Here is an 18976-nt window from a genome sequence, read left to right on the forward strand (position 1 = left end):
TTGCCCTCCGAAAGGACGAATTTCCACCTCCGCCTCCACCCCCGGATGGAACCCTCCGTCGCCCAAACCGCCTCCGGAGGGACACGCCCTTCGCCGAACTCCGGGGCCCCTCAACGCGCGGGCACTCCACCGGCCAGATCCCCATCACCCGGGATCATCTCCACGCGTTCCCGCACCTGCCGCGGCGGCTCGGGCAGCGGCGCCTGGGCCGGCAACGACGGGGGAGCGGGCTTGGGCCTGCGCGGCTCCCGCACCCCACCCTGCGGATCATCGAACGGACGGTCGTCGCCGTCGTCCCAGTGGGGCTCCCCGGGACCGAACCCGGGAGGCCACGCGGGCGCACCACTGGGCAGAGCGCGGCGTCTACGCGATCGCTTGCTCACTGTCCCTCCTCGCGCACCATTGTGCGCCCGCGCCACCCGCCGAACCAGCCTGACTCCACGCCTGTAACCACCACGTCACCCCACCGCCCGAACCCCACTGCCCATGCTCCTCTGCCGCCGCGATCAAGACCTTCATGATCCATCCCCTTGGGCCTGGCATAATCCCTCTGTCATCGCGGAGCCCGCCCACGGCCGATACGGAAGGGAAACAGGGGCAAAATGGGGCGGCAGACGTCGTTTGGCGTACAAGATGGCGACATTCTGCGATGATCCCGTCGCATAGAGCCGTAGTTTGAGCCCCACGGATAGTGACTGATGCCGACATTTGAGGAAATAGCAGCTTTCATCACCGAGAAGCCGCTCGCCACCGCCGTCATCGCGGTGCTGAGCCTGATCGGGCTGGCACTGGCGGTCCTGGCGCTCAGGATCGCCTGGCGCGCCGCCTCGTGGTTGATCACCCGATACGTCGCCCCCCGTCCCATCGAGGACCTGCTCACCATCGTGGCCGCGTCCATCGCCACGGGCGTGTCCGCGCAGGGCATGTGGCGCTTCTCCGGCGACGTCCTCGGCCTCGACGGCCCGCTGAGACTGCTGCTGTTCGCGTTCATCGAAGTCGCGATCATCACCTCCGCCGTCCGCGCCCGCCGCAACATGCGCGAGAACTTCTCCGCCGGCATCGACGGCATCGCCGTCTGGGCCCTGACCTGCCTGACCGCCGTGCTGTCCAGCATGGACGCGCGCAGCCTGCCCGAAGCGCTGTTCCGGCTGGCCGCGCCGCTGGTGGCCGCCTGGCTGTGGGAACGCGGCATGGCCATCGAACGCCACCGCATCCGCGGCACCGGCCGCATCAACTGGCGGCTCACCCCCGAGCGGCTGATGGTCAGGATGGGCCTGGCCGAGGTCAGCGACCGCACGGCCAGCGAGGTCGACGCCCACCGCAGGCTGACCAGGGTCGCGCTGGCCGCCAAGCGGGCCAAGGCGCTGCGCGAGGGCGGGGCGTCCGACCGCAAGATGCGCGCCGCGCTGGCCAAGCTCGACAAGGCCATGGACCAGGCCGTCGAGCACACCGGCCTGGCCGTCGACCAGTCCCGCCAGGAGGCGCTGCTGGCCCAGATCGGTGCCCTGTACAACACCACCGCCCTCATCGACGCCGCCCCCCGCGTGCCCTGGGAGCCCGAGGCCGACCACCGCCCAGTGCCGGCGCGCCCGGCGCTGCCGCCCGCGCTGGCCGAACTCGTCGACGAGGAGGACGACGACGTCGAGGTGCTCGACACCACCCCGCACGTCGTCAGCACGGCCGAGCGCGCCGCGCGCATGCGGGCCGCCCGCGAGTTCTGGGACCGGCAGATCGCCAAGGGCATCGTGCCGCGCACGGTGGACATCGCCCAGGAGATCGGCATCTCCCTGGCCACGGCGCGCGAGTATCGTGCCCTGTGGAAGCTGGAGCCGCAGGCGCACGCCCTCATCGAGGCGCTGTTCCAGCAGCACGGAATCGTCGACACAGGGGCGTTCCCGGCCATCGCGGACGACGGGCGGGTGCTGACCACCAAGTTCTGAGAACCGGGGGAGCACGGGTGCGGGAGCGCACGCTCGAACGCGTCAGGAAACTCCTGGCCAAGGCCGAACGCACCGACAACGAGCACGAGCGGGCCACGTTCATGGCGGCCGCGTCGGCGCTGATGGCCAAACACGGCATCGACTCGCTCCCCCCGGCCGGCACCCGGCAGACGCCCGGCGACCGGGTCGTCACGCTGCCGAACCCGTGGGCCAGGGAGAAGGCCCGCCTGGTGAGCCTGGTCGCCCAGGCGGTGCGGTGCCGTCCGCTGCTCATCGGGCGCGGCGTGGACGGCGGGCAGCGGGTGCACGTGTTCGGGTTCGCCGCCGACCTGGAACGCGCCGACCTGCTCGCCACGTCACTGCTGCTCCAGATGGCCTCAGGGCTGGCCAGGACCGAGCTGCCCGAGCACGTCACGGCCGTGCGGGCCTACCGCAGGTCATGGCTGCTGGGGTTCACCGACGAGGTGTACCGGCTGCTGTGCGAGGCCGAGTCGGCGGCGCGGGACCAGGCCGGTACGGGCGCCGCGCTGGTGCTGGCCGACCGCAGGGCCGAGGTGGAACGGGTGGTGGCGGCGCACTACCCGAGCATCAGGATGAGCATCCCGACGACGAGCGGCACCGGCTACCGCGACGGCGTCGCGGCAGGCCGCCGCGCCGACCTCGGCCGCACCGGGATGGACGCCGCCACCGCACCCGAGATCACCCCGGCCTGACCACCGCCGTTCTTCGGCGGGGCTCTTTCACAAGCCTTTTGGGAACCCCCACGGGCAGCCGCCGATATGCGTGTCGGAGACCCGCTGCGCTCGCCGTAGCCCTGATGAGAGCCGACGCGGGGCAGGCCACCGTGGACACCCTCTCCGAGCTCATCCCCGTCCGAGGGTGGCCGACACCAGTGCGCGGGCCTCCTCCTGCACCTTGGTCAGGTGGTCGGGGCCCTTGAAGGATTCGGCGTAGATCTTGTAGACGTCCTCGGTGCCCGACGGCCGGGCCGCGAACCAGGCGTTGTCCGTGGAGACCTTCACCCCGCCCAGCGCGGCCCCGTTGCCGGGCGCGGACGTCCGCACGGAGGTGATCGGCTCGCCCGCCAACGACGTGGCCGTCACCTGCTCGGCCGACAGCTTGCCGAGCACCGCCTTCTCCTCGCGGGTCGCGGGGGCGTCCACCCGGGCGTAGGCGGGCTCGCCGAACCGCTCGGTCAGCTCCTCGTACAGAGCGCTGGGCGACTTGCCGGTGACGGCCAGGATCTCCGAGGCCAGCAGGGCCAGGATGAGGCCGTCCTTGTCGGTGGTCCACACGGACCCGTCGCGGCGCAGGAACGAGGCCCCGGCGCTCTCCTCGCCGCCGAACCCGAGCGATCCCTCCAGCAGTCCGGGGACGAACCACTTGAAGCCGACCGGCACCTCGTGCAGCCGCCGCCCCAGGGATCGCGCCACCCGGTCGATGATCTGGCTGCTGACCATGGTCTTGCCCACCCCGGCGCCGGCGGGCCAGCCGTCGCGGTGGGTGAACAGGTAGGAGATGGCCACGGCCAGGTAGTGGTTGGGGTTCATCAGGCCGGCGTCGGGGGTGACGATGCCGTGGCGGTCGGCGTCCGCGTCGTTTCCTGTGGAGATGTCGTACTTATCGCGATTGGCGATGAGCGAGGCCATCGCGTACGGCGACGAGCAGTCCATCCGGATCTTGCCGTCCCAGTCGAGCGTCATGAACCGCCACGTCGGATCGACCAGCGGGTTCACCACGGTCAGGTCGAGGCGGTGGCGCTCGGCGATCTCGCCCCAATAGGCCACGCTCGCCCCGCCCAGCGGGTCGGCCCCGATCCGCACCCCGGCCGACCTGATCGCGTCGAGGTCGAGCACGGAGGGCAGGTCGTCCACGTACGCGCCGAGGAAGTCGTAGCGCCCCGCCATCTTCAGCGCGTTCGTGTACGGCACCCGCCGCACCTGCTTCAGCCCGTCGGCCAGCAGCCGGTTGGCCCGGTCCTGGATCCATGAGGTCGCGTCGGTGTCGGCGGGGCCGCCGTTGGGCGGGTTGTACTTGAAGCCGCCGTCGCCCGGCGGGTTGTGGGACGGCGTGATCACGACCCCGTCAGCCAGTCCTCCGGCGCGGTCGCGGTTGTGCCGCAGAACGGCGTGCGAGAGCGCCGGCGTCGGCGTGTAGCCGTCGCGCGTGTCGATCAGCACCTCGACCCCGTTGGCCGCGAAGACCTCCAGCGCCGACACCCGCGCGGGCTCCGACAGCGCGTGCGTGTCGATGCCCAGGAACAGCGGCCCGTCGGTGCCCTGCTCCCGCCGGTAATCGCAGATGGCCTGGCTGGTGGCCAGGATGTGGTCCTCGTTGAACGCCGTCTTCAGCGACGACCCGCGATGCCCCGACGTGCCGAACGCGACCCGCTGCCCGGCCTCCTCCGGATCGGGGTGCAGGGCGTGGTAGGCGGTCACCAGCCTGGCGACGTCGACCAGATCGGCGGGCTGAGCGGGCTGTCCCGCGCGCGCGTGGGTCATGCGCTCCACTTTACAAATGGGCTCCGTTCAGCGGGTGATCGCGGTGCGGCGTGGGAAGATACTGTCGCGTCAGTCACCCGAACGGAGTTCTGTTCCCATGCGTTATGGATATTTCCTGGCTGAGCGAAACGTCCCCGACCCGATCGGCGACCTGCGCGACCAGATCGGCGAGGCGGCCGCCATGGGGTTCTCCTCGGCCTGGCTGTCGAACATCTTCGGCCTCGACGCCCTCACCGCCCTGGCCGCCGCCGGAGCCCAGGGGCCGGCCATCGAGCTCGGCACCGCCGTCGTGCCGACCTACCCGCGCCATCCCGCCGTGCTCGCCCAGCAGGCCATGACCGCCAACGCCGCGCTCGGCGGGCGGCTCGCGCTCGGCATCGGCCTGTCGCACAAGGTCGTCATCGAGGACGTGTTCGGCTACAGCTTCGAGCGTCCAGGCCGTCACATGAAGGAGTACCTCGACATCCTCATCCCGGCCGGCCGGGGCGAGCACGTGACCTACGACGGCGAGACGCTCAAGGCCCACCTCAAGCTCACCACGCCGGGCGCCGGCTTCCCGGTGCTGGTGGCCGCGCTCGGCCCCCGCATGCTCAAGCTCGCCGGCACCGTGGCCGACGGCACCGTGTTGTGGATGACCGGGCCCAAGACGGTCGCCGAGCACATCGCGCCCACCATCAACGCCGCCGCGGCCGAGGCGGCCCGCCGGCCTCCCCGCATCGTCTGCGCGCTGCCCATCGCCGTCACCGACGACCGCGAGGCCGCCGTCCGGCGCGCCGACGAGATCTTCGAGGTCTACGGACAACTGCCTTCCTACCGTGCGATGCTCGACAGGGAAGGCGCGGCGACCCCGGGCGAGGCGGCGATCATCGGCGACGAGGAGACGGTGCTGGCCACGCTTGCCGAGCTGGAACGGGCCGGAGTCACCGATTTCGTCGGCTCGCCGTTCGCCAACCGCGAGCGCACGCTCAACCTGCTGGTCGGCGCGGTGAAGGGCTGATCAGCGCACATTTCAATAAACTCCGACAAGGTGAAGCGCTTGCTCCATGGCATAGACGTGTCGAACTGGCAGGGCGCCGTCGACTGGGCCGATCACGCGGAGGCAGGGGTCGCCTTCGGCTTCGCCAAGGCGACGGAGGGCGGCGACTTCACCGACAAAAGGTTCGCCCGCAACTGGGACGGCATGCGCGAGAGCTGGATGGTCTGCGGCGCCTACCACTACGCCAGGCCCAAGGGTGATCCCGTCGAGCAGGCCCGGCACTTCCTCGGCGTGATCAGGTCGGCGGGTGGGCTGCGCCGCGGCGACCTGATCGCGCTCGACCTGGAGACCGACGAGGGTCTGCGACCCGAGCGGGTCGCCCGCTACGCGCGCCGCTGGTGCCACCAGGTCGAGCGGTATACCGGCGTGCGGCCGTTCATCTACACCTACAACTCCTTCGCGCGCCGCGGAAACTGCGCCGGCCTGGGCGAATACCCGCTCTGGATCTCCAGCCCCGACAAGTCCAGGGGCACGCCGGCGGTGCCGCGGCCCTGGCGCGAGTGGACGATCCACCAGTACGCCAACAGCCCCGTCGACCGCAACGTCTTCCACGGGAGCCGGGAGGACCTGACAAGGCTGGGGTTCGACCCGCGATAGCATCGGGGTTCACCACCGACCAGCCTCGGTGCCGGGCATCGAGCGCTATCCAAAGGGAGACATCGTGTCAGCCGAGCTACGCATCACCCTCGCCGGAGCCGAGCGTGTGGTCGCGGCCGGCACGACGGCCGGTGAGGCGCTCGAGGCCGACGGCCGCACGGTCATCGCGGCCAGGGTCAACGGCGAGGCGCGCGACCTGGCCCACCCGCTGGCCGAGGGCGACGCCGTCGAGCCGATCGAGATCTCCAGCGACGAGGGCAGGGCGATCGTCCGCCACTCCACCGCGCACGTCATGGCCCAGGCCGTGCAGGAGCTGTTCCCCGAGGCCAAGCTGGGCATCGGGCCGCCCGTCGAGAACGGCTTCTACTACGACTTCGACGTCGAGCAGGCCTTCCACCCCGACGACCTCAAGCGCGTCGAGAAGCGCATGCGGGAGATCGTCAAGCAGGGGCAGCTCTTCTCCCGCCGGGCCGTCTCCGACGACGAGGCGCGCCAGGAACTGGCGGCAGAGCCGTACAAACTTGAGCTGATCGGCCTCAAGGGCGGCGCCGCCGACGAGGAGGCGGTCGAGGTGGGCGCCGGGCAGCTCACCATCTACGACAACCTCGACCCCAAGAGCGGCGAGTTGCAGTGGAAGGACCTGTGCAGGGGCCCGCACGTGCCCTCCACCCGGTCGATCCCGGCGTTCAAGATCATGCGCTCGGGCGGCGCCTACTGGCGGGGCAGCGAGAAGAACCCGCAGCTACAGCGCATCTACGGCACCGCGTGGGAGTCTCGCGACAAGCAGGACGAATACCTCAAGCTGCTTGAGGAGGCCGAGAAGCGCGACCACCGCAAGCTGGGCGCCGAGCTCGACCTGTTCAGCTTCCCGCCCGAGCTCGGCAGCGGCCTGCCCATCTTCCACCCCAAGGGCGGCATCATCCGCAAGGAGATGGAAGACTACATGCGCCGGCGGCAGGCCGAGGCGGGCTACGAGTTCGTCAACACGCCGCACATCACCAAGTCGGCGCTGTTCGAGACCTCGGGCCACCTGCCCTGGTACGCCGAGGACATGTTCCCGGCGTTCGAGCTGGAAGGCATCGAATACCGCGTCAAGCCGATGAACTGCCCGATGCACAACCTGATCTTCAGGGCGCGCGGGCGTTCCTACCGCGAGCTGCCGCTGCGGCTGTGTGAGTTCGGCTCGGTCTACCGCTACGAGAAGTCCGGCGTGGTGCACGGGCTGACCCGGGTGCGCGGGATGACGCAGGACGACGCGCACATCTACACCACCAGGGAGCAGATGGCCGACGAGATCAAGTCGCTGCTGAGGTTCGTGCTCAGCGTGCTGCGCGACTTCGGTCTGTCGGACTTCTACCTGGAGCTGTCCACCCGCGACGAGTCCGACAAGTTCATCGGCGACCCCGCCGAGTGGGACGAGGCGACCCGGGCGCTGCACCAGGTGGCCACCGAGTCGGGGCTGACGCTGGTCGACGACCCGGGCGGCGCCGCCTTCTACGGGCCGAAGATCTCGGTGCAGGCCAAGGACGCGATCGGCCGCACCTGGCAGTTGTCCACCATCCAGCTCGACCTCAACCAGCCCAAGCGCTTCGGGCTCGAATACCAGGCCGCCGACGGCAGCAGGCAGACGCCGGTCATGATCCACCGGGCGCTGTTCGGCTCCGTCGAGCGCTTCCTCGGCGTGCTCACCGAGCACTACGCCGGCGCCTTCCCGCCCTGGTTGTCCCCGGTCCAGGTCGCGGGCATCCCGATCGCCGACGCGCACGTGCCCTACCTGCAGGACGTCGCCAAGAAGCTGCGTGAGCGCGGCATCAGGATCGAGGTCGACGCCTCCGACGACCGCATGCAGAAGAAGATCCGCAACGCGCAGAAGTCCAAGGTGCCCTTCATGCTGCTGGCCGGCGACGAGGACATCGCCAACGGCGCGGTGTCGTTCCGTTTCCGGAGCGGCGAGCAGAAGAACGGCGTGCCGGTGGAGGATGCGATCGCCGAGATCGTCAGCGCGGTGGAGCGGCGCGTCCAGGTCTGATCGACTTCGCCGCAACGGCGGAGCCGCCATACGTCGGCGGCTCCGCCGTTCCGCATTTACTTGGCCAGCGGCTGTCCCTGCTTGTCGGTGAACGTGGACGGTGCGTCTAATATCCCGATAAATCCTTTACTGGTGAATTAACAGGGAAATAGGCGGAATGTAATGGCTGGTCGTCCGCCGAATCGGGCCGCCTCCTGCTGGGCGAACCCCTCGATCAGGTTGCGGACATAGGCCTCCGGCGGCTCCGTGGTGAGCGCGGCGATGTAGGCGCGGTGCTCCAGGAGGGATCGCACACCCTGCTCCAGGGTGTGGGTGACGTCCACGGCGTGGGTGGGGGAGTCGCTGCCGGCGACGGCGACCCAGCGGACGCCGTCCCACGGCTCCTCAAGCCCGCGAAATATCCACCTGTTCCCCGCATCCCCCGCGGCATCCAGCACGGCCCTGCCGACAGCCCGGTGGTCGGGCGAGTTCCAGTGCGTCCCCTCCCACGTGTCATCCGCGTTCAAGGTGATGACAAGCTCGGGCCGATGCCTGCGGATGGCGGCGGCCAGATCCCTCCTGAGCGCGACGCCGTACTCGATCACACCGTCGGCATGGTCGAGGAACTCCACGCTCCGCACCCCGACGACGGCCGCACTGGCCCGCTGCTCCCGCTCCCGCACCGGCCCCGCCTCGGCCGGGTCGAGCGTGTCGATGCCCGCCTCACCCCTGGTGGCCAGCACGTACGACACCTCGCGCCCGGCGGCGGTCCACGTCGCGATGGCGGCCGCACAGCCGTACTCGAGATCGTCGGGATGCGCCACGATGGCCAGCGCCCGCTGCCAGTCGTCGGGCATGGGCGTGAGTTGATTCGTCATGCCTCACACACTAGACAGGCCTGCCACGGCCGCCGAGCAAGAAAAACGGCGGGGCCGCGCGGGCGAGGGCCGGGGACGGAGACGCTGCCCGTGGTCATATGCTGCTAGTTATGCACGATCAGGCAGAGGGCGGGGCACCCGACAACTTCCAGCGTCTGTGGACCCCGCATCGCATGGCCTACATCAAGGGCGAGAACAAGCCCACGGGCACCGGCCCCGGTGATGGCTGCCCGTTCGACGCCATCCCCAAGATGAGCGACGAGGACGGCCTGATCGTCGCCAGGGGGCAGAGCGTGTACGCCGTGCTCAACCTCTACCCCTACAACTCCGGCCACCTGATGGTCGTGCCCTACCGGCATGTCTCCGACTACGACGAGCTGGTGGCCGAAGAGCTGGTGGAGCTGGGGGAGTTCACGCAGAAGTCGCTGCGGGCGCTGCGCAAGGCCAGCGGCGCCCAGGGATTCAACGTCGGCATGAACCTCGGCCACGTCGCGGGCGCGGGCATCGCCGCCCACCTGCACCAGCACGTGGTGCCCCGCTGGGGCGGCGACACGAACTTCATGCCGGTCGTCGCCCAGACCAAGGTGCTGCCGCAGCTCCTTCACGACACCCGCCAACTGCTCGCCGACGCCTGGGGCTGACCCGGCCGGGCTCAGCTCACGAGGCCCGCTCCCGCCCCAGCGCCCCGATCCCGGTGGCCAGCAGCAGCGGCACCGCCAGCGCCAGCGCCATGGACAGCACCGCCGCCCCCGAGTCGTTCACGAGCATCCCCACCACGCCGCTGACGAGCGTGCCGATCAGCCCGGCGCGCAGCGCGGGGGAGTGCTCGAACGCCGCAGGCACCACCCCGGCCGAGGCCTGCTCGGGACGCAGGATCGCGTAGATGAGGAAGGCCAGGGCCGCGATCACGATGGGCATGAGGTTCGGGCTGAGCAGGGTGGCCAGCATGGCCTGCAGCTTGCGCCAGATGACGTCGAGCGCCTCCCCGGTGAGCACCTGCCCCACGAACCGGCCCAGATGCGTCTGCTCGCCGGGAGGCCGCAGGTAGTTGATCCAGGCGAACGCCATCACGATCACCCCGCCGGCCACCAGGAACGCCCCCAGCTTCACCAGTGAGACCCGCTTGCCCGCCAGGAGCAGCGCGGTCACGGCGATGCCGGGCACGAAGGCGATGACGCCGCCGAAGTCGCTGCCCATCCCGGAGCCGCCGAGCACCATCGCGAACGTCCCCAGCCCCACGATGGCGGCGATTCCCACCCGGCCCGGCCATCGGTGGGCGATCACCGTGGTGGCCAGCAGGGTGCCGGTCGCCAGCAGCGCGAACGGGATGTTGCCGAGCCCGTAGTAGCGGGCCCCGACGTCGGCGCTGTAGCCCATGACGCTGTTGAGCTGCAACGTCGTTCCGGTCAGCAGGTCGCCCGCCAGGGTCAGCGCGGTGATCCCGGCGACCACGGCGAGCGGGCCGAGCGGCCGGCGCCGCCACGGCCCCGCGAACGCCATCCCCGTGATCGTCGCGGCCCAGCCGAGCACGCCTGCGACCAGGTGGGGCAGGCTCGACCAGGGCAGCAGGTTGACCAGGTAGCTGGAGGCGGGCAGGGAGGCCAGGGCAACGGCCGCCAGACGTACCGGAGCGAGGGCTTTGCGCCGGCGCAGCAGCAGGAACGCCACCAGGTAGAACAGCACCTGCAGCACGGCCACGACCGTGAAGTAACCGCCCTTCACCGAGCGGATCGCCTGGGCGGTGGCGTCGGCGTGGCTCAGCCGTTCGAACGTGGCGCCCCGCTCGCCGACCTGCAGCGGCCCGCCCACGACGGTGGCGGGCATCGCGACGCCGAGCTTGGTGAGCGCGGTGGCGGTCAGGTCGGGCAGGATCGAGATGTCATCGCGGCGGGTGGAGGCCGCCCCGAGCAGGCGCCCCTCGGCGCCGGGCTCGCGCAGCGCGGCCACCCGCAGATGGGGGACCGAGCCGTGGTCGGACAGGCCCGCCAGCAGCACGGTCGTGTCGGCGGGCAGGATCGACAGCAGCGCGCCCGCGTGGGCGTCGGCCAGGCGCAGCGCGTCGCGGCGTTCGGCCGGGCCGAGCTGGTCGGGTGTCTTGGGCAGGCGCTCGCCGCTCAGGTAGGGGCGGATGAGGTCGTCGACGTCCATGGCGATCATGCGGCACTGCTGGAGGTCGGCGCCGCGCACCTGCAGCGGCGAGGAGTGGTAGCGCGGCACCGCGCCCTGCTGGTCGGCCAGCGCGAGCGCGGCGCCGGGGCCGATGGCGATCGAGCACTGGCCGGCCGCCTTCAGCGACTGGCCCAGCGTGCCGGCGTTACGCTGCCCCGCCACGTCGATCAGGTAGCGGTAGTCGGGGATGACCGCGCCGGCGCCGCTCGGCTGGGGCGTCGGGGGTGCGCCGCAACTGTAGCCGACGGCCGACCTGGTGCCCGCGGAGACGGTCAGCCAGCCGTCGTAGGGGCAGGTCACGCTGCCGACGGTGCGTACGGACAGCGAGCCGATCGCGCTGGACCTGGCCAGCTCCCACAGGTTGGGGGTGTCGGCCTGGGTGAGGTCGTTCCAGTGGAGCCCCGGCACCCCGATGAGGGCCACCCGCCCTGCCGCGCCGTCGCCGGCGCCAGCGCTCCCGGTGGCGTCCGCCGCGCCCGTGAAGCCGGTCAGTAGCTGGCCGAGGAGCAGGGCCAGCATGATCACCGTCAGCTTCACTCCGATGACCTCCCGTGATCGATGGTCGCCATGGCGCGGCGGGGCTGCCTTGAGCCCGGTGGCGCCGGACATGACTACCCTCTCATGCCCGGCAGATCACGGTACGCAGTTATGGCCGATCAGCGGCCCCGATCAGACCTCGTCCACCTTCACCTTGACGGCCTCGCTCTGGTGGTGCAGGCGGTCGAGCGCGGTGACCAGGTAGGTGCCGGCCGACTTGGCGGTGTAGGACGGGCTGGTGACGATCGCGACCAGGTTGCGGGCGTCGGTGGTGCGGCAGTCCTTGCCGGACTTGGGCACCTGGTAGACCGCGTACGCCCGCGCGTCCTTGGACGGCTTCCACGACAGCGTGGACCCGCCGGCCTTGACGCCGGCGGGCGCGGCCGGGGCCTGGCCGCCGAGGCTCTTGATGAGCGGCAGCAGCGCGGGACGGCTGTAGTGGCGCTCGGCGATCTTGCCGACGGCGCCCAGCGGGTCGGAGAGGACCTGCTTGGCGCTGAAGTAGACCGAGCCCTTGACGTGCTCCTGCTCACGGTTCAGGCCCACCTGCGCGGCCATCTCGCCCGGCTTGGTCCACGCCTTGTCGTCCTTGGCGCCGACCCGGTAGAGGCCCTGGCCGATGTAGAGCTGCACGTCGCTGCCCTCGACCGCCTCCGACCACCAGCGCACCAGCGTGGTGTAGTCGGCGAGCTTGTGGCCGCGCGGCCAGTAGAGCTGCGGCAGCAGGTAGTCGACGGTGCCCTCCTTGACCCAGGCGAGCGCGTCGGCGTAGATCGAGTCGTAGGCGGACATGCCGTTGGTGTCGGAGCCCGAGGGGTCTTGTGCCTTGTTGCGCCAGATGCCGAACGGGCTGATGCCGAACTTGACGTACGGCTTGGCGTCGTGGACGGTCTTGTCGACCTCGGCGACGAGTTTGTTGACGTTGTCGCGCCGCCACTCGGCGAGCTTCTTGCCCTTGCCGTACTTCTTGAACGTCGCCGAGTCGTCGAACGTCGCGCCCGCCACGGGGTAGGGGTAGAAGTAGTCGTCGAAGTGCACGGCGTCGATGTCGTAACGGTCGACGACGTCCTTGATGACCTTGTTCACGTGGTCGCGGACGGCGGGCAGGCCGGGGTTGTAGTAGAGGCGGCCGCCGTACTTGACCGTCCAGTCGGGGTGGCGGCGCGCGGGGTGGCCGGCGGGCAGCTTGGCGGCGCTGTCGCCGTAGGCGGCGCGGTAGGGGTTGAACCAGGCGTGGAACTCCATGCCGCGCTTGTGGGCCTCGTCGATGAGGAACGGCAGCGGGTCCCAGCCGGGGTCCTTGCCCGCCGTGCCCGTCAGGTACTGCGACCACGGCTCGATCGACGACTTGTACAGCGCGTCGGAGGCGGGCCTGACCTGCACGAAGACCGCGTTCATGTTGCGCTTGGCGGCGCTGTCGAGGATCTTGGTGTAGTCGGCCTTCTGTCGTTCGACGCTCTGGCCGGGCTTGGACGGCCAGTCGATGTTCTGGGTCGTGGCGATCCAGACGCCGCGCAGCTCGCGCTTGGGATAGCGGGCGTCGGCCTTGCAGGCCGCGGCGGCGGGTGCGGCGATGGAGGGCTTCTTCTTGCTCGCTGCCGGACTCTCTCCGGCTCCGGGACCGAAGACATAGGCCGTGGCCATGGTGGCGACCGCCAGGGCGGCAGCGGCGAGGAGGGGGCGTCCAGCAGTTCGCATAGTGCCCCCAGTTTGTCATTTGCGCCGGGGTGCTCGAGACGGAAAACCGAAATAGAGTCGTGATGTTTCTGTTACAAGTGTGTATGGCTGGGCCGGGAGGGAGTAAAACCCTCCCGGCTCCCAACGGCCCCTATTCCGTCGACGTCACCTTACCTGCGAGGTTCGGCGGCAGCGGCTCGTAGCGCAGGAACGTCCGGGTGAAGGTCCCGGTGCCATGTGACATGGATCGCAGATCGATGGCGTAGCGCGTTATCTCCAGCTCGGGCACCTCCGCCTTGACCAGGGTGCGCCCGGTGCCGACCGGCTCGGTGCCGAGCACCCGGCCGCGCCGCGACGACAGATCGGACATCACCGACCCCACGTAGTCGTCGGCCACCAGGATCGACACCTCGTCCACGGGCTCGAGCAGCAGCGTCGGCACCTTGGCCGCGGCCTCCTTGAGCGCGAGCTGCCCGGCGATCTGGAAGGCCATGTCGGAGGAGTCGACGGAGTGGGCCTTGCCGTCGTACAGCGTGACGCGCACGTCGACCATCGGATAACCGGCGACGACGCCCCGCTCCATCTGCGCGCGCACGCCCTTCTCCACCGACGGGATGAACTGGCGCGGCACCACGCCGCCCACGATCTTGTCGACGAACTCGAAGCCCGCGCCGGACGGCAGCGGCTCGACCTCGAGGTGACAGATCGCGTACTGGCCGTGGCCGCCGGTCTGCTTGACGTTGCGGCCCATGGCCTGGCACCTGCCGCCGAACGTCTCGCGCAGCGGCACCCGCAGCTCGACCCGCTCCACCTCGACGCCGTGTCGCTTGGCCAGGCGATCGAGCAGTACGTCGGTGTGCGCCTCGCCCATGCACCACAGCACGAGCTGGTGGGTCTCGGCGTTGTTCTCCAGGCGCAGCGTCGGGTCCTCGGCGACCAGGCGGCCGAGCGCCTGCGCCAGCTTGTCCTCGTCGGCCTTGGACCTGGCGTTGATCGCGACGGGCAGCAGCGGGTCGGGCATGGCCCAGGCGGTCATCAGCAGCGGATTGTCGACGTCGGAGAGCGTGTCGCCGGTCTCGGCCCGCGACAGCTTGGCCACGGCGACGATGTCGCCGGCCACGCCTCGGGCCGCGCCGCGCTGCTGCTTGCCCAGCGGGCTGGTCAGCGTGCCGATGCGCTCGTCCACGTCGTGGTCCTCGTGGCCGCGGTCGGCCAGGCCGTGCCCGGACACGTGGACGGTCATGTCGGGGCGCAGCGTGCCGGAGAAGACACGGACCAGGCTGATGCGGCCGACGTACGGGTCACTGGTGGTCTTGACCACCTCGGCCACCAGCGGGCCTTCGGGGTCGCACGCGATGCCGTCGACCGCTTTGCCGGACAGGTTGGTGATCTCGGGCATGCGGTGTTCGAGCGGAGAAGGGAAGCCCTGCGTCATGAGTTCGAGCAGCTCCTGGGCGCCGACGCCGAGGCCGCTGCAGAGCACCGGGTAGAAGCTGCCGCGGGCGACGGCCTTCTCCAGGTCGTCGATGAGGACCTTGGTGTCGATGGGCTCGCCCTCGAGGTAGCGTTCCATGAGCGATTCGTCCTCGCTCTCCTGGATGATGCCCTCGATCAGCACGCCGCGGTGCTCGTCGATCTGCGACTCGTATTCCGCGCCCGGGTCCTTCTCCGTACGGGTGCCCGTGGCGTAGTTGTAGAACTTCTGCGCCAGCAGCCCGATCAGGCCGTTGACGTGCCCATTGGTGATCACCGGCAGATACAGGGGCGCGACGCCGTCGCCGAAGACGTCCTGGCAGGTGGCGAGCACCTCGTCGAAGTCGGCCCGCTGATGGTCGATCTTGGTGATCACCACCGCGCGCGGCATGCCGACGTGGGCGCACTCCTCCCAGAGCATCTGGGTGAGCCCGTCGACCCCGTCGGAGGCCGACACCACGAACAGGGCGGCGTCCGCCGCCCGCAGCCCGGCCCGCAGATCGCCCACGAAGTCGGCGTAGCCGGGAGTGTCCAGAAGGTTGATCTTGATGCCGTTGTACACCAGCGGCGCCACGGCGAGGTTGACCGAGCGTTGCTGGCGGACCTCGACCTCGTCGAAGTCGGTGACCGTGTTGCCGTCCTCCACGCGTCCTAGGCGCTGGATGGTGCCGGTGGCGGCCAGCAGCTGCTCGACGAGGGTCGTCTTACCCGCTCCAGAGTGGCCGACGAGCACGACATTGCGTATCGCGTCCGCGCTGTCGGCCGCAGGTGCCCTGCCGGCGGCTCCCACGGCGCCGCCCGAGTTTCTTTCCGCCACATCGCCTCCCACATCGTCGGTGTGTTTTCCAACGACCGCGCCCGCACGGAGGGTGAAAGAAACCGCATGGACGCGGTGTGTTCACCAAATACCCATGTGGCGGATATCACAAGGGGGGTGGGGCAAAGAAAGTTCTCAGGTCCGTGATGGCCTACGATCGGACGGCGATGCTCAAACTCCTGCGCCCGGCCATGACCCGGATTCTCACCCCGCTGGGCAGGGCCCTCGTCGGCCGCGGGATCGGCCCGGACGCCGTCACGGCGATCGGCACCCTCGGCACCGTCGTGTCCGCCCTGCTGTTCTTCCCCATGGGGCAGCTCACCGTGGGTGCCCTCGTGATCACCGTCTTCGTGCTGTTCGACCTGCTCGACGGCGTGGTGGCCCGGCTCGGCGGGAAGGGGGGCAGCACCTGGGGGGCGTTCCTCGACTCCACGCTCGACCGGGTCGCCGACGCCGCCATCTTCGCCGGCCTGATCTTGTATTTCATATCGAGACACGACACTCTGATGGCCGCGGTGACGCTGGCGTGCCTGATCGCGGGCGCGCTGGTCTCCTACGCCAAGGCCAGGGCGGAGGGGCTCGGGCTGACGGCCGACGTGGGGCTGGCCGAGCGGCCCGAGCGGCTGGTCGTCGCGCTCGTCGCGGCCTGCTTCTCGGGGCTCGGGGTGCCCTACATCCTGCCCGCGGGCATGTGGCTGCTGGCCGCGGCCAGCCTGTTCACCGTCGGACAGCGCGTGTGGATCGTCTACCAGCAGACGAGGGAGAGATGAGCGAAAAGGCCTCTGCCGCCGATCGTGTCGTGGCCGCGGGGTTCGCGGCCGGCTGGACGCTCGTGCCGCTGCTTCCCGAGCGGCCGACGGCCGCGGTGTTCCGCTTCCTCGCCGACCGGGTGTGGAGCAGGCGGGGCAAGTCCGTGCGCCGGCTGGAGTCCAACCTGGCCAGGGTGACCGGGCTCGACGTGGACAGCCGTGAGGTCCGCGAGCTCGGCAAGGCCGGCATGCGCTCCTACTTCCGCTACTTCCACGAGATCTTCCGGCTGCCGTCGATGAAGACCGAGGAGATCGTCCGCCGCAGCCACGTGATCGGGGCCGAGCACGTCCACACCAACGTGGCCGCCGGGCGGGGCGTGGTTCTGGCGCTGCCGCACATGGGCAACTGGGACCAGGCGGGAGCGTGGCTGGTGGGCGTGGGGCATCCGTTCGCCACCGTGGCCGAGCGGCTGCGGCCCGAGTCGCTGTTCCGCCGCTACGTGGCCTTCCGCGAGGGGCTCGGCATGGAGGTGCTGCCGCTCACCGGCGGCGACGGCCACAACTTCGGCACCCTGGCCACCCGCGTGCGCAAGGGCGGCGTGGTGTGCCTGCCCGCCGAGCGCGACCTGACCAAGAGCGGTGTCGAGGTGCGCTTCTTCGGCGCGAGCACCAAGGTGCCCGCGGGCCCGCCGCTGCTGGCCGTGCAGACCGGGGCCGCGCTCCTTCCCGCCATCCTCTACAACGTCGGCGACGACTGGGGCATCCACATCCACGAGGAGATTGCGGTCCCCTCCGAGGGCAGCAGGCAGGAGAAGGTCGCGGCGGTGGCCCAGAGCCTGGCCGACGTCTTCGAGAAGGGCATCTCCGAGCACCCGGAGGACTGGCACATGATGCAGCGGCTGTGGCTGGAAGACCTCGCGCGATGAGAGTCGGCATCGTCTGTCCCTACACGTGGGACGTGCCCGGTGGGGTCAAACAGCACGTCGACGACCTGGCGCAGGCGCTGATGGCCCAGGGGCACGAGGTGTCGGTGATCGCGCCGGCGGCCGACGACGACGAGTTGCCCCCGTACGTGACCGGGGCCGGGCGGGCGGTGCCCGTGCCGTACAACGGGTCGGTGGCCCGGATGTCGTTCGGGTTCCTGTCGGCGGCGCGGGTGCGGCGATGGGTGCGTACGGGCGAATTCGACGTGCTGCACATCCACGAGCCGCTGATCCCGAGCCTGGGGGTGCTGGCCTGCTGGGCGGCCAAGGGGCCGATCGTGGCCACCTTCCACGCCTCCTTCACCCGATCGCGGGCGATCGCGGTGGCCGAGCCGCTGCTGCGCAGCGCGCTGGAGAAGCTGAGCGGGCGCATCGCGGTCTCAGACGCGGCCAGGAAGAGCCTGGTCGAGCAGTTCGGCGGCGACACCGTCCTGATCCCGAACGGCGTGACCGTCTCCCGCTACGCCGAGGCCGAGCCGCTCGACGGCTGGGGGCCCGACGGCGCGACGCTGGGCTTCCTCGGCCGGATGGACGAAGAGCGCAAGGGCCTGCCGATCCTGCTCGACGCGTTCAAGCTGCTGGCGGCCGAACGGCCGGAGCTCAAGCTGCTCATCGCCGGCCCCGGCGACGCCAAGGACGTCTACGAGCGGGTGCCCAAGCCTTTCCACGACCGGGTGACGGTGCTCGGCATGGTGAGCGAGGCCGACAAGATCCGCGCCTACCACTCGGTCGACGTGTACTGCGCGCCCAACACGCGCGGGGAGAGCTTCGGCATCGTGGTGGCCGAGGCCATGGCGTCTGGGGCGACGGTGCTGGCCAGCGACATCCCGGCTTTCCGCAGGGTGCTGGGAGAAGGTCAGGCGGGCGCGCTGTTCGTCAACGGCGACGCGGCCTCGCTGGCGCGTGAGGCGGGCGCGCTGCTCGACGCGCCGGAACGGCGGGCCAAGCTGGCCGCGGAGGCGCTGGTGGCGGTCAGGAAGTACGACTGGTCGACGGTGGCGCGCGACGTCGTCCGCGTCTACGAGACGGTCACCATGAGTGGCGCGGGCCGCGTGGAGGAAGATCTGTGACATCCACCATGATCGTGCTGATCGTGGGCATCGTCGTCGTGCTCATGGCCGTCTACATCTCCTGGCGCGCAGGCCGGCTCGACCGCCTGCACATCCGGCTGGAGCTCGCCCAGGAGGCGCTGGACGCCGCGCTGATGCGCCGCCGCGCGGTGGTGCTGGAGCTGGCCGGGGCGCGGCTGCTCGACCCTGCCACGTCGCTGGTGCTGGCCGCGGCCGCGCACGAGGCCAGGTCGGCGGGGCCCGACGAGCGCGAGCACGCCGAGAGCGACCTGTCGCGGGCGCTGCGGGCGGTGGTGGACCAGGAGCGGTTCAGGGAGAAGTTGTCGGAGGCGCGCGGGGGCGGCGACCTGCTGGAGGAGCTCGACGCGGCCGTGGCCAAGGTCGTCTACTCCCGCCGCTTCTACAACAACGCCGTCGGGGTCACGCGTACGGCCCAGCGTCGCCGGCTGGCCAGGACGCTGCGCCTGGCGGGGCACACGGAGTACCCCCAATTCTTCGAAATTGATGACAATCCGCCCGCGACCATGGCAACTGAATGACC

16 protein-coding genes are annotated in these 18976 nt (G+C 70.3%); 10 read left to right on the forward strand and 6 right to left on the reverse strand.

What is annotated here, in order from left to right; translation table 11 throughout:
• Positions 1-110: 110 nt before the first annotated feature.
• On the reverse strand, positions 111-383 hold the full coding sequence (locus tag ACFOY2_RS19850; protein ID WP_379529534.1) for a hypothetical protein: 273 nt from the start codon (positions 381-383) through the stop codon (positions 111-113).
• Positions 384-698: 315 nt separating this feature from the next.
• Between ACFOY2_RS19850 and ACFOY2_RS19855 the strand changes: the two genes are divergently transcribed.
• Both ACFOY2_RS19855 and ACFOY2_RS19860 read left to right on the forward strand, forming a co-directional pair.
• Positions 699-1940: a hypothetical protein gene (locus ACFOY2_RS19855; RefSeq protein ID WP_379529535.1), complete on the forward strand. Its 1242-nt coding sequence runs from the start codon at positions 699-701 to the stop codon at positions 1938-1940.
• Between the two features lie 17 nt (positions 1941-1957).
• Complete coding sequence (locus ACFOY2_RS19860; RefSeq protein ID WP_379529536.1) at positions 1958-2653, forward strand: DUF2786 domain-containing protein; 696 nt, start codon at positions 1958-1960, stop codon at positions 2651-2653.
• Between the two features lie 150 nt (positions 2654-2803).
• On the opposite strand, the gene pgm is transcribed toward ACFOY2_RS19860, so the two are convergent.
• On the reverse strand, positions 2804-4441 hold the full coding sequence (gene pgm, locus ACFOY2_RS19865; protein WP_379529537.1) for a phosphoglucomutase (alpha-D-glucose-1,6-bisphosphate-dependent): 1638 nt from the start codon (positions 4439-4441) through the stop codon (positions 2804-2806).
• A 97-nt stretch (positions 4442-4538) separates the two neighbouring features.
• Between pgm and ACFOY2_RS19870 the strand changes: the two genes are divergently transcribed.
• From ACFOY2_RS19870 to thrS, 3 genes are all read left to right on the forward strand, one after another.
• On the forward strand, positions 4539-5438 hold the full coding sequence (locus tag ACFOY2_RS19870) for a TIGR03564 family F420-dependent LLM class oxidoreductase (RefSeq protein WP_379529538.1): 900 nt from the start codon (positions 4539-4541) through the stop codon (positions 5436-5438).
• Positions 5439-5477: 39 nt separating this feature from the next.
• On the forward strand, positions 5478-6074 hold the full coding sequence (locus tag ACFOY2_RS19875; protein WP_379529539.1) for a glycoside hydrolase family 25 protein: 597 nt from the start codon (positions 5478-5480) through the stop codon (positions 6072-6074).
• Between the two features lie 64 nt (positions 6075-6138).
• Complete coding sequence (gene thrS, locus ACFOY2_RS19880) at positions 6139-8103, forward strand: threonine--tRNA ligase (RefSeq protein WP_379529540.1); 1965 nt, start codon at positions 6139-6141, stop codon at positions 8101-8103.
• 137 nt (positions 8104-8240) lie between these two features.
• Here thrS and ACFOY2_RS19885 read toward each other — a convergent pair whose 3' ends face one another.
• Positions 8241-8960 (reverse strand): PIG-L deacetylase family protein, encoded by a 720-nt coding sequence (locus ACFOY2_RS19885; RefSeq protein WP_379529541.1) that lies wholly within the window; start codon positions 8958-8960, stop codon positions 8241-8243.
• A 110-nt stretch (positions 8961-9070) separates the two neighbouring features.
• Here ACFOY2_RS19885 and ACFOY2_RS19890 point away from each other — a divergent pair, with 110 nt between their 5' ends.
• A complete protein-coding gene (locus ACFOY2_RS19890; RefSeq protein WP_357816193.1) occupies positions 9071-9601 on the forward strand; it encodes an HIT family protein in 531 nt (176 codons plus the stop codon).
• A gap of 16 nt (positions 9602-9617) precedes the next feature.
• On the opposite strand, the gene ACFOY2_RS19895 is transcribed toward ACFOY2_RS19890, so the two are convergent.
• From ACFOY2_RS19895 to ACFOY2_RS19905, 3 genes are all read right to left on the reverse strand, one after another.
• Entirely contained in the window at positions 9618-11666 is a 2049-nt protein-coding gene (locus tag ACFOY2_RS19895) for a hypothetical protein (RefSeq protein ID WP_379529542.1), read from the reverse strand.
• A 132-nt stretch (positions 11667-11798) separates the two neighbouring features.
• Positions 11799-13364, reverse strand: a complete 1566-nt coding sequence (locus ACFOY2_RS19900) for a glycoside hydrolase family 10 protein (RefSeq protein WP_379529543.1) — start codon at positions 13362-13364, stop codon at positions 11799-11801.
• Between the two features lie 130 nt (positions 13365-13494).
• Positions 13495-15633: an elongation factor G-like protein EF-G2 gene (locus ACFOY2_RS19905; RefSeq protein WP_379529544.1), complete on the reverse strand. Its 2139-nt coding sequence runs from the start codon at positions 15631-15633 to the stop codon at positions 13495-13497.
• 146 nt (positions 15634-15779) lie between these two features.
• On the opposite strand from ACFOY2_RS19905, the gene pgsA reads away from it, so the two are divergent.
• Genes pgsA through ACFOY2_RS19925 form a run of 4 tightly spaced genes read left to right on the forward strand, consistent with a single transcriptional unit; the run spans position 15780 to position 18974 of the window.
• Complete coding sequence (pgsA, locus tag ACFOY2_RS19910) at positions 15780-16403, forward strand: phosphatidylinositol phosphate synthase (RefSeq protein ID WP_357816204.1); 624 nt, start codon at positions 15780-15782, stop codon at positions 16401-16403.
• Positions 16400-17308, forward strand: a complete 909-nt coding sequence (locus tag ACFOY2_RS19915; protein ID WP_379529545.1) for a phosphatidylinositol mannoside acyltransferase — start codon at positions 16400-16402, stop codon at positions 17306-17308. Before pgsA ends, ACFOY2_RS19915 begins: the two co-directional genes overlap by 4 nt.
• Entirely contained in the window at positions 17305-18435 is a 1131-nt protein-coding gene (locus ACFOY2_RS19920; RefSeq protein WP_379529546.1) for a glycosyltransferase family 4 protein, read from the forward strand. The genes ACFOY2_RS19915 and ACFOY2_RS19920 overlap by 4 nt, the downstream gene beginning before the upstream one ends.
• Complete coding sequence (locus ACFOY2_RS19925; protein ID WP_379529547.1) at positions 18432-18974, forward strand: hypothetical protein; 543 nt, start codon at positions 18432-18434, stop codon at positions 18972-18974. The genes ACFOY2_RS19920 and ACFOY2_RS19925 overlap by 4 nt, the downstream gene beginning before the upstream one ends.
• Positions 18975-18976 lie beyond the last annotated feature (2 nt).

Origin of the sequence: Nonomuraea purpurea, from assembly GCF_042650645.1 — a bacterium.
Lineage (GTDB): Bacteria > Actinomycetota > Actinomycetes > Streptosporangiales > Streptosporangiaceae > Nonomuraea > Nonomuraea purpurea.

Coding starts and splice junctions, on each gene's coding strand:
- ACFOY2_RS19855 (WP_379529535.1), top strand. CDS start 699: ATGCCGACATTTGAGGAAATAGCAGCTTTCATCACCGAGAAGCCGCTC.
- pgm (WP_379529537.1), bottom strand. CDS start 4,441: ATGACCCACGCGCGCGCGGGACAGCCCGCTCAGCCCGCCGATCTGGTC.
- ACFOY2_RS19870 (WP_379529538.1), top strand. CDS start 4,539: ATGCGTTATGGATATTTCCTGGCTGAGCGAAACGTCCCCGACCCGATC.
- ACFOY2_RS19885 (WP_379529541.1), bottom strand. CDS start 8,960: ATGACGAATCAACTCACGCCCATGCCCGACGACTGGCAGCGGGCGCTG.
- ACFOY2_RS19890 (WP_357816193.1), top strand. CDS start 9,071: ATGCACGATCAGGCAGAGGGCGGGGCACCCGACAACTTCCAGCGTCTG.
- ACFOY2_RS19900 (WP_379529543.1), bottom strand. CDS start 13,364: ATGCGAACTGCTGGACGCCCCCTCCTCGCCGCTGCCGCCCTGGCGGTC.
- pgsA (WP_357816204.1), top strand. CDS start 15,780: ATGGCCTACGATCGGACGGCGATGCTCAAACTCCTGCGCCCGGCCATG.
- ACFOY2_RS19915 (WP_379529545.1), top strand. CDS start 16,400: ATGAGCGAAAAGGCCTCTGCCGCCGATCGTGTCGTGGCCGCGGGGTTC.
- ACFOY2_RS19920 (WP_379529546.1), top strand. CDS start 17,305: ATGAGAGTCGGCATCGTCTGTCCCTACACGTGGGACGTGCCCGGTGGG.